This is a genomic window from Mesorhizobium sp. BR-1-1-10 (genome assembly GCF_020165595.1).
Lineage (GTDB): Bacteria > Pseudomonadota > Alphaproteobacteria > Rhizobiales > Rhizobiaceae > Mesorhizobium > Mesorhizobium australicum.
The window spans coordinates 467,850-477,795 of sequence record NZ_JAIUIL010000006.1; the positions used below are offsets into that span (position 1 = coordinate 467,850).

General features: G+C 63.7%; 10 protein-coding genes. 5 read left to right on the forward strand and 5 right to left on the reverse strand.

Annotation, left to right across the window (positions count from 1 at the left end):
* Positions 1–41 precede the first annotated feature (41 nt).
* Positions 42–437: a RidA family protein gene (locus tag LB555_RS16220; protein WP_135916832.1), complete on the forward strand. Its 396-nt coding sequence runs from the start codon at positions 42–44 to the stop codon at positions 435–437.
* Between the two features lie 242 nt (positions 438–679).
* Here LB555_RS16220 and LB555_RS16225 read toward each other — a convergent pair whose 3' ends face one another.
* Positions 680–1,771 carry an LLM class flavin-dependent oxidoreductase gene (locus LB555_RS16225; RefSeq protein WP_224641704.1) on the reverse strand — a complete coding sequence of 364 codons (1,092 nt, stop codon included), beginning with the start codon at positions 1,769–1,771 and terminating at the stop codon, positions 680–682.
* 121 nt (positions 1,772–1,892) lie between these two features.
* Between LB555_RS16225 and LB555_RS16230 the strand changes: the two genes are divergently transcribed.
* From LB555_RS16230 to LB555_RS16245, 4 genes are all read left to right on the forward strand, one after another.
* Positions 1,893–2,669 carry an HpcH/HpaI aldolase family protein gene (locus LB555_RS16230; RefSeq protein ID WP_224683258.1) on the forward strand — a complete coding sequence of 259 codons (777 nt, stop codon included), beginning with the start codon at positions 1,893–1,895 and terminating at the stop codon, positions 2,667–2,669.
* 428 nt (positions 2,670–3,097) lie between these two features.
* Positions 3,098–3,895 (forward strand): ABC transporter substrate-binding protein, encoded by a 798-nt coding sequence (locus tag LB555_RS16235; protein WP_015314095.1) that lies wholly within the window; start codon positions 3,098–3,100, stop codon positions 3,893–3,895.
* Positions 3,896–4,055: 160 nt separating this feature from the next.
* Positions 4,056–4,730: an amino acid ABC transporter permease gene (locus tag LB555_RS16240; protein ID WP_140614842.1), complete on the forward strand. Its 675-nt coding sequence runs from the start codon at positions 4,056–4,058 to the stop codon at positions 4,728–4,730.
* 38 nt (positions 4,731–4,768) lie between these two features.
* Positions 4,769–6,031, forward strand: coding sequence for a cysteine desulfurase-like protein (locus LB555_RS16245; RefSeq protein ID WP_181166265.1), 1,263 nt, complete (start codon positions 4,769–4,771; stop codon positions 6,029–6,031).
* A 252-nt stretch (positions 6,032–6,283) separates the two neighbouring features.
* On the opposite strand, the gene LB555_RS16250 is transcribed toward LB555_RS16245, so the two are convergent.
* The 4 genes from LB555_RS16250 to LB555_RS16265 all read right to left on the reverse strand — a co-directional run bounded on the left by LB555_RS16250 (position 6,284) and on the right by LB555_RS16265 (position 9,903).
* Complete coding sequence (locus tag LB555_RS16250) at positions 6,284–7,114, reverse strand: dipeptide ABC transporter ATP-binding protein (RefSeq protein ID WP_140714153.1); 831 nt, start codon at positions 7,112–7,114, stop codon at positions 6,284–6,286.
* Positions 7,111–7,968, reverse strand: coding sequence for an ABC transporter ATP-binding protein (locus LB555_RS16255; RefSeq protein WP_015314099.1), 858 nt, complete (start codon positions 7,966–7,968; stop codon positions 7,111–7,113). The genes LB555_RS16250 and LB555_RS16255 overlap by 4 nt, the downstream gene beginning before the upstream one ends.
* Before the next feature lie 2 nt (positions 7,969–7,970).
* Positions 7,971–8,825 (reverse strand): ABC transporter permease subunit, encoded by an 855-nt coding sequence (locus LB555_RS16260; RefSeq protein ID WP_174361976.1) that lies wholly within the window; start codon positions 8,823–8,825, stop codon positions 7,971–7,973.
* Between the two features lie 70 nt (positions 8,826–8,895).
* Positions 8,896–9,903: an ABC transporter permease subunit gene (locus tag LB555_RS16265; protein WP_015314101.1), complete on the reverse strand. Its 1,008-nt coding sequence runs from the start codon at positions 9,901–9,903 to the stop codon at positions 8,896–8,898.
* Positions 9,904–9,946 lie beyond the last annotated feature (43 nt).

A 9,946-nucleotide genomic window follows, 5' to 3' on the forward strand; every position in this document is an offset into this window, starting at 1 on the left:
CGGATATTGCGGACCCGATATTGGACAGGCGGAGAGACGACATGCACGAGATCCTGCAGCCGGAAGGCTGGGCAAAACCGGTCGGCTACGCCAACGGCGTGGCGGCGCGCGGCAGGCTCGTCTTCGTCGGCGGACAGGTCGGCTGGAACGGGCAATGCCAGTTCGAGACCGACGATTTCGCCGGCCAGGTGCGGCAGACGCTCCAGAACATCGTCGCGGTGCTGGCCGAGGCCGGCGCGGAGCCACGGCATATCACCTCGATGACCTGGTATTTTACCGACAAGGCCGAATATCTCGGCAACCTCAAGGGGATCGGCGAGGCCTATCGCGAGGTGATCGGCCGGCATTTTCCAGCGATGGCCGCCATGCAGGTGGTGGCGCTGGTCGAGGACCGCGCCAAGGTGGAGATCCAGGCGACCGCCGTTATTCCGGAATAAACGCCCATCGCTTCGTCATCCTGGGGCGAAGCAAGGAGCGCAGCGACGCGGCGCAGACCCCAGGATCCATGCCGTGAAATCAAAGCGTTGCAGCGGTCCGGAATTCTGCTCCGCCGCACTCCGTCGCTAAGATCGGGGCATGGATCCCAGGGTCTCCGCGACGGAGCTTCGCTCCTGCTCCGCCCAGGGATGACGACGTTGAAATCCTGGCTAGGCCACCGATCATCCCCTTGGCATCGCTGCTACCCGCGAAGCCCGGCCTGCCTGAGCAACGGCAGTACGTGGTCGCAGAAATAGGGCAATTCCCTGGTGTAGTTGACGAAGGACAGGGCGATGCCTTGATAGCCGTGCTCCGCAATGGCGGCCATTTCGGCGACGATCGTCTGCGGCGTTCCAACCAGCGGATAGGTGCCGGCGCCGCCGGCGAAACGCTGCCGGTAGCGGTCATAGGCATGCGGGTCGTGCGACTGCGAGAATTCCTTCTTGCCGGCCATATGCGCATCGACCGCCTCGTGATCGGCCATATCGACGGCATATCTGTTGTAATAGGCCTGCGCCTCTTCCATGGTCGGACGGCAAACGACATGGGCCACGGTGTAGACGCCGACCTGCCGGCCGACCTTGTCGGCTCGCTCGCTGATGTCGGCGACATGCTTGCCGGCATCCGCCATCTCGGAAAAGGTCGTGAACAGGTAGTCGCAATGGGCCGCGGCGAAATCGCGGCCGGGGCCGCCGAAAGCGGCGTTCATGGTCACGGGGCGCGGAACCTGCAGGCTGGCCGGCCGGCTGACCGCCTCCTTGAGGTGATAATAGGTGCCTTCGTAGTCGAGCGGCTCCGCCGATGCATAGAGCTTCTCGAGGATCTCGATCCATTCGGCCGCCTGGTCGTAGCCCTTCTCGACCAGCGGCGTGCCGAACATGCCGAATTCCTTCGGGTTCCAGCCGCAGACGATGTTCAGGCCGGCCCGGCCTTGGCTGATGTGATCGACCGTCGCCAGCGCCTTGGCGGCATAGAGCGGATGCACAAGCGGCACATGCACGGTCATGAAGAGGCCGATCTGCTCGGTGGCCATGCTGAGTGCCGCCGCCCAGGTGAAGGTCTCGAAGGACCGCTCGCGCACCTTGTTGCGGCCGCCAAAGCCACGCCAGCGCGCGATCGGCAACATGAACTCCAACCCGGCGCGATCGGCGATCCGGGCGGCCGTCAGATTGTCCTGCCAGCTCGCCGTCCAGCGTTCCGGCACATCCGATATGGCAAGGCCGCCATCGGCGTTGGTCGAGAAAACGCCAAGCTTCAGTTTGTTGGAGCCGTGCAGCGGATGTGCTTTGTTCATGTCGCGACCTCCCGGCGAAGATCGCACGCTACGGCTCCGCGAAAATATTTCAAGCATGAAATAGCTTCGCCCTGCGCCTGTTTGCCGATATGAGTTTGGCGGGATGAGAAAAGGACTAGGCATGAGCGAGTTCCGCCAGAATTGCATCGGCAAGGCCAACCTCGTCGGCTCCTTCGCTGCCATTCCTCACCCCGTCGCGGTTGAAGTGATGGCGCTGTCCGGCCTCGACTTCCTCTGCATCGACTGGGAGCATGCCCAGATCTCACGCGACATCATCGAGACCATGGTGCGCGCCGCCGATGTCCACCGCGTGCCGGCGATGGTGCGCGTTCCCGGCCACGCGCCCGAAGCCATCCAGGCGGCGCTGGACAGCGGCGCGCAAGGCGTGCTGGTGCCACGCGTCTCGACATCCGCACAGGCGGCAATGGCCGTGAAAGCATCCCGCTATCCGCCACGGGGCGAGCGCGGCGTCGGACCCGGCCGCGCGGCCGGTTATGGCTATTGCATTCCCGAATATCTGGCCGGCGCCAATGACCGGATCGTCGTGGCGGTCCAGGTCGAGACCGCCGAGGGATTGGCCAACATCGAGGCGATCGCTGATGTCGACGGCGTCGACGTGATCTTCGTCGGCCCCGGCGATCTCTCCGTGTCGATCGATGCGATCGGACCGAAGGGCGCCGACAAGCTCACGGACGCGATCCGCAGGATCGTCGGCGTGACGATCGCGCACGACAAGACCTCCGGCATATTCTGCGCCAGCCCGCAGGCCATCGGCCAATGGGCGGCAATCGGCGCCAGCTTCTTCGTCCTGGCCAGCGACACAATGTACCTGGGTGCGGGCGCCGCGGCCAATTATGCCGCCGCCCGGGCCGAACTGGCGCGGGAGGACCCGCGCTAGCGCTGGGTTGCACAAGCGATCAAGCCAGGAAACTTTTTAAGCTTAAAACTTTTGCCTTGAAAAGCGCCGCGCTTTGGATAAGCATTCAGGATGGATGGCGACTGTCGGCCTGGAGGGCTTTACGGGCAGTCATCATGGTGCTCCGGGTGGGAGGGGTTTCAGTCCTTGTCGTTTGTGCAGCCCCAATCATCGTCCAGCGCGCGCTACGCTTTCGATGGTGCGCGCGCTCAGTTCCATGACCTGCGTACCGAGACCATCGCCAACCTTTCGCGCGTGAATGCGTATGCGACCGCGACAAAATCGCGGCTGCGCTCGAGCGCATGGCCGCCATCATGAATTGACGCCCCGCTGGGAGGCGGGACGGCAAGAACCGTGCGGGCCAGCCCGCCCGATCAACAACCAGAGGGAACACCCCAGAGGGACCACCAATGAAGCTCAACCGTCGCAATCTCATCCTTGTCGCCGCGGCAATCGGCATCGCGGCCGGACCGGCAACCGCCTATGCCGCCGATGTGCTCAATGTCGGCGCCTACCCGACCAATCCGCCCTTTGAATACAAGAACGAGAGCGGCACGTTCGAGGGTTTCGAAGTCGACATCGTCAACGAGGCGGCCAAGCGCGCCGGCATGACCACCGACATCGCCGATCTCGGCTTTCAGGCACTGTTCGCCGCGACCACTTCGAAGCGCATCGACGTCGCCATCTCCTCGATCACGATCACGCCGGAGCGGCTGAAGTCGCAGTCGTTCACCCAGCCCTATTATGATTCCGACATGGGTATCGCGACCAAGACCGACAGCGCGGTCAACGCCGAGGCGGACCTCAAGGGCAAGATCGTCGGCGTGCTCTCGGGCTCGACCGGCGAGACCTGGGTCAAGGCGCATCAGGAAGCCGACGGCTTCAGCGATGTGAAGGGCTATGACACGCAGCAGAACCTTTTGCTCGACCTCAGCGCCGGCCGTGTCGACGCCGCCGTCAGCGACATTCCCGGCATGGAATATTCCTTCACCAAGATGAAGGACCTGAAGGTCAAGCAGCGCATCAAGACCGGCGAGCAGTACGGCCTGATGATGACCAAGGATCATCCGCTGCTCGGCAAACTCAACGACGCGCTGACGGCGATGAAGAAGGACGGCACGTTGGCCGCGATCCACAAAAAGTGGTTCGGCAGCGACGCGCCGGCCGATTCCTCGACCGTCAAGGAAATGCCTATGCCCAAGGCCTGAGCGGCGGCCAGACGGAATGCGTGCCGGCCCCAAGGGGTCGGCACGTCCCGTTTTTCACGCATGACCTTCCCGGGACTGGCATCCGTTCGGCAAAGCCGATCTTGATGTTCCGGGTCGGGATCTGGCGTCAGATGACGCAACACCGTTCGGGAATGCCTCGATGTCGCTGATCGACACTTTCTTCAACGCCGACGTCATCGCGTCGAGCCTGCCGGCGTTGCTGCGCGGCTTCCTGAACACGCTGCTGCTCGGTCTGCTCAGCATCGGCATCGGCATTCCCATCGGCCTGGTGATCAGCCTGTTGCGGCTCTATGCGCCGAAGCCGCTGCGCTGGCTGGCGGTCGGTTACACCGACATTTTCCGCGCCTTGCCGGTCCTCGTCGTGCTGATCCTGATCTATTACGCGCTGCCTTTCCTCGGCATACGCCTGTCGTCCTGGGCGTCGGCGGTGACCGCGTTCGCCATCATCATGTCGGCCTATTCGGCCGAAGTGTTCCGCTCCGGCATAGAGAGCATTCCGCGCGGCCAGTTCGAGGCGGCGCAGGCGCTTGGCCTGCCGTTCCTTTTGACCTTGCGCAAGGTGGTGCTGCCGCAGGCGGTGCGCGTCGTCATCCCGCCGATGACCAGCAACTGCGTCTCGATGTTCAAGGACACGTCGCTGGCCTCCACCGTGGCGCTGCCGGAACTGCTCAAGGAAGCGACCAATGCACAGTCGCTCTACGCCAATCCCTCGCCGCTGATCGGCGCGGCGCTGGTCTATCTCATCTTCCTTTGGCCGATGGTTCGTCTCGTCAGCCTCCTTGAAGCCCGCTTCAAGGACGAGAAGGCCCGCTGACCATTCACCACCCCGCAAGCACTTCGCAGGAGATATCCTTGAGCAACTCCCAGGTCACCGGCGGCTTTCCCGTCGACACCATCCGCGCCATGTTTCCCGCCCTGCAGCGGGCTGGCGATTTCATCTTCATGGACAACGCCGCCGGGGCGCAGATTCCGCAAAGCGTGCTCGACGCGGTGACCAACCACCTGGTCTCGCACAATGTGCAGCGCGGCGGCCGCTATGGCCGCAGCGTCACCGTCGACCAGTCGGTCGCCGATGCGCGGACAAGCGTCGCACTGTTGATCAATGCTTACAGCCCGGCGGAAATCTGCTTCGGCATGAACGCCACCTCCTTCATCCGCCTGGTCAGCCTCGGCATCGGCCAGATGCTTGGAGAACGCGACGAGATCGTCATCACCGACATGGACCACGACGCCAACATCGCCACCTGGCTGGCGCTGGAATCGGCCGGCGCCAAATTCAAGTGGTGGCGCATGCGTGAGGATGGCAATCTGCATGTCGACGATCTCAAGCCGCTGGTTTCGGACCGCACTCGGCTGGTCGCCTGCACGGTGACGGCGCACTCGATCGGTTCGATCGTCGATGTCGCGTCGGTGGCGCAAATCGCCCACGCCGCCGGCGCCGAAGTGTTCCTCGACTGCGTGCATTACGGGCCGCATGGGCTGATCGACGTGCAGGCCTGGGGCTGCGACTATCTCGTCTGCTCCGGATACAAGAATTTCTCGCCGCATATGGGCTTCCTGTGGGGCCGCTTCGAGACGCTGAAGCGGCTGCCGACCTTCCGCGAGGATTTCATTCCGGACGAGCCGCCATACAAGGTCGAGGCGGGCACCTTCATCTACGAGAACGTGTCGGGCATGGATGCCGCCGTGCAGTATCTGGAACTGATCGGCCGCAATCTGGCGCCCTCCAACAACCGCTCGCGACGCGAAAACATCGTCGCCGGCATGGGCGCTATCCGCGATTATGAGCTGGTGCTGGCGCGCGAGATGATGGGCGTACTGAAGGATTGCGGCGCGACCATCTACGGGGTCGCCGACGAGGCGCGCATCAACGAGCGCGTGCCGACCTTCTGCTTCAATATCGGCAAGCTGTCGCCGCAGCGGATCGTCGAGGAAATGGCCGAGATGCAGATCGGCATCCGCGACGGCCACATGTACGCGCCGCGGCTGATGAAGCGCCTCAACCTGTCGATGGACAGCGGCGCCATCCGCGCCTCGCTGGTGCACTACAATACGATCGAGGAGGTGCAAAAATTCGGCGAGGCTTTGCGCGCCATCATCGCCAAGCTGTCGTAATGAGTCAGGCTCGCGGCAATCGCACCGATCGATCCGGGCCGTCGCGCTGCCCCTCATCCGCCTGCCGGCACCTTCTCCCCGTATAGTGACGGGGAGAAGAGGCTGGCCGCACCCTCGGCACCCTGCTCGCAATCTTGGTGGTGGCGAAACCGGCCGTGAGAGCGTTTTTCTCCCGGTCACTATACGGGGAGAAATGTCCGGCAGGACAATGAGGGGCGGCGCTGACGTCGGCCATTTGCATGGCTTGCGACCTTAGGCGGCCTTCTTCTTCGCCAGCCTCGCCTTGATGCTCGCCACGTCGGCGCGCGGTGTCGCGGCGAACAGCGTCCTGGTGTAGCTGTGCTTGGGGTCGGCGAAGACCTCGTCGCGCGGGCCGTATTCGACCGCCTCGCCGAAATACATCACCATCACGTCGTCGGCGATGTAGCGCACCACCGACAAATCGTGGCTGATGAAGACATAGGTCAGCTGGAATTCGTCCTGCAGGTCGGCGAGCAGGTTGAGCACCTGCGCCTGCACCGAGAGATCGAGCGCCGAAACCGGCTCGTCGAGTACCAGCAGGCTTGGGTTGAGCATCAGCGCACGGGCAATGGCGATGCGCTGGCGCTGGCCGCCCGAGAACATGTGCGGGTAGCGGTTATAGTGCTCGTGACCGAGGCCGACCTTCTTCAGCATCTTCATGGCGAGGTCACGCCGTTCGGCGGCTGGCTTGTCGGTGTTGATGAGCAGCGGCTCGCCCAGCACATCGCCGATCTTCTGGCGCGGATTGAGCGATCCGTAAGGGTTCTGGAAGACGATCTGCACCTTGCGGCGCATCTCCTTCGTCAATCCGCCTTTGGCGATATCGACCTTGTTGCCGTCGATGAAGAGCTCGCCCGACGTCGCGGGATCGATCAAGGTGATGATGCGGGCGAGCGTGGACTTGCCGCAGCCGCTTTCGCCGACGATGGCCAGCGTCTTGCCCTTGTCCACCGTGAAGGAGACGCCCTTGACGGCATGCACGGTGCGCGGCCCGGAGAACAGGCCGCCGCCGATATGGTAGTCGCGAACGATGTTCTTGCCTTCAAGGACGGTGGTGCTCATGCCGAGGCTCCCGCTGCCGAAGGGGCAGGCTCGAACAGCATGTCGGACACAGTCGGCAGCCGGTCGCCGACGGCGTTTTCCGGCAGCGCCGACAGAAGCGCGCGCGTGTAATTGCTTTTCGGCGATTCAAACAGCGACAGCACGTCGGCCTCTTCCATCTTGCGGCCCTTGTACTGGACGATGACGCGATCGGCGGTCTCGGCCACCACGCCCATATTGTGGGTGATCATGATCAGGCCCATGCCGTATTTGGCCTGCAGCGAGACCAGGAGATCGAGGATCTGCTTCTGGATGGTGACGTCGAGCGCGGTCGTCGGCTCGTCGGCGATCAAGAGCTTCGGATTGCAGGCGATGGCAATCGCGATCATGACGCGCTGGCACTGGCCGCCCGACATCTGGTGCGGAAAAGAGCTCAGCCGTTCTTCCGGATCGGCAATGCCGACCAGCTTCATCAGCTCGATGGCGCGCGCCCGGCGCTGGGCGCGATCCATGCCCATGTGAAAGCGCAACACTTCCTCGATCTGGAAGCCGACGGTGAAGCATGGATTGAGGCTGGCGATCGGCTCCTGGAAGATCATCGAGATGTCCTTGCCGACGATCTTGCGGCGTTCGGACGGGCTGAGCTTCAACAGGTCGACACCATCGAAAGCCATACGGTCGGCCTTGACCGTCGCGGTGTTGGGCAACAGCCCCATCACCGCCAGCATCGAAACCGACTTGCCGGAGCCGGACTCGCCGACGATCGCCAGCACCTCGCGCGGCTCGACCGAAAGGTCGATGCCTTGCACGGCCATGAACGGTCCGGCGGCGGTGTCGAAGGAAACGGTGAGGTTCTTGATCTCGAGCAGGGACATGCTCACGACCTCTTCAACTTGGGGTCGAGCGCGTCGCGCAGGCCGTCGCCGATCAGGTTGATGGCAAAGACGGTGATGAGGATGGCAAGGCCCGGGAAGGTCACCACCCACCAGGCGCGCAGGATGAACTCGCGCGCTTCGGCAAGCATGGTGCCCCATTCCGGCGTCGGCGGCTGCGCCCCCATGCCGAGGAAGCCGAGGGCGGCCGCCTCGAGGATGGCGTTGGAGAAGGACAGCGTCGCCTGCACGATCAGCGGGGCGATGCAGTTGGGCAGGATGGTGACCAGCATCAGCCTGAGATGGCTGGCCCCGGCGACCTTGGCCGAGACTACATATTCGCGGGTCTTCTCCGCCATCACGGCGGCGCGGGTGAGCCGGGCGAAGTGCGGCTGCAGCACGAAGGCGATGGCGATCATGGCATTGACGAGGCCTGGGCCGAGCACCGCGACCAGCACCAGGGCCAGCAGCAGCGACGGGAAAGCCAGGATGATGTCCATGATGCGCATGATCAGCGTGTCGACCCAGCCACGGCAGTAGCCGGCGAGCAGGCCGAGGATGACGCCGGAGATCAGTGCCGTGGTGACGACGACGAAGCCGATGGCGAGCGAGAATCGCGAGCCGTAAATCAGGCGCGAAAGCATATCGCGGCCGACGGCGTCGGTGCCGAGCAGGAACTGTGCGTTGCCGCCCGCCTGCCAGGCCGGCGGCGTCAGGAAGAAGTCACGGAACTGGTCATCAGGCGAATGCGGGGCGAGCAACGGCGCGAAGATGGCGATCAGGATCAGCAGGGCGAAGACGAAGAGGCCGATCACCGCGCCCTTGTTGATCGAGAAATAGTGCCAGAATTCGGCGAACATCTGCAGCCGCGCATCCTGCGGCTTGACGACGGTTGCGGCTTCGATGGTGGCTGGGCCTTCATTGGTCATGTCAATTCGCCCGGATGCGCGGGTTGATGACGGCATAGAGCACGTCGACGATAAGGTTCACCGACATGACGATCAGCGCGATCAAAAGCAACCCGCCCTGCACGGTGAAATAGTCGCGCTTGGAAATGGCATCAATCATCCACTTGCCGATGCCCGGCCACGAAAAGATGCTCTCGGTCAGGATGGCGCCGGTCAACAGCGTGCCGACCTGCAGGCCGATCGTGGTGACGACCGGGATCAGCGCGTTGCGGAAGGCATGCAGGCCGATGACGCGCCGCGGCGCCAGGCCCTTGGCGCGCGCGGTGCGCACATAATCCTCTCCCAGCACTTCGAGCATGGCCGAGCGGGTCTGCCTGGCGATGACCGCCAGCGGAATGGTGCCGAGCACGATGGTGGGCAAGATGAGGTGCGACACCGCCGAGCGGAAGGCGCCCTTCTGGCCCGAGATGAGGGAATCGATGGTCATGAAGCCGGTCACCGGCTTGAAGAAATAGAGAAGGTCGATGCGGCCCGAGACCGGCGTCCAGTGCAGCGTGCCGGAAAACACGATGATCAGCAGCAGCCCCCACCAGAAGATTGGCATGGAATAGCCGGCGAGCGCGGTGCCCATGGTCAGCTGGTCGAACCAGGAGCCGCGGCGGATGGCGGCGAAAATGCCGAAGGCGACACCGAAGATGACGGCGAAGATCATGGCGAAGATGGCGAGTTCGACCGTGGCCGGGAACCGCACCAGGAAATCCTTGAGCACCGGCGTCTTGGTTGAAAACGAGGTGCCGAAATCGCCGCCGAGGATATTGGTCAGATAGGTCAGATACTGTTGCCAGATCGGCAGGTCGAACCCGAACTGGTGCATCAGCGCCGTATGACGTTCGGGCGACAGGCCACGTTCGCCCGCAAGCACCAGCACCGGATCACCGGGCAGGATGCGCACGAAGCCGAAAGCGAGGATGGTTATCCCGATGAAGGTCGGGATGATGAGGGCGAGCTTGCCGAGGATATAACGCAGCATGGCGGGCGAGGTGGGGGGGGGGGGGGGGGGGGGGGGGGGGGGG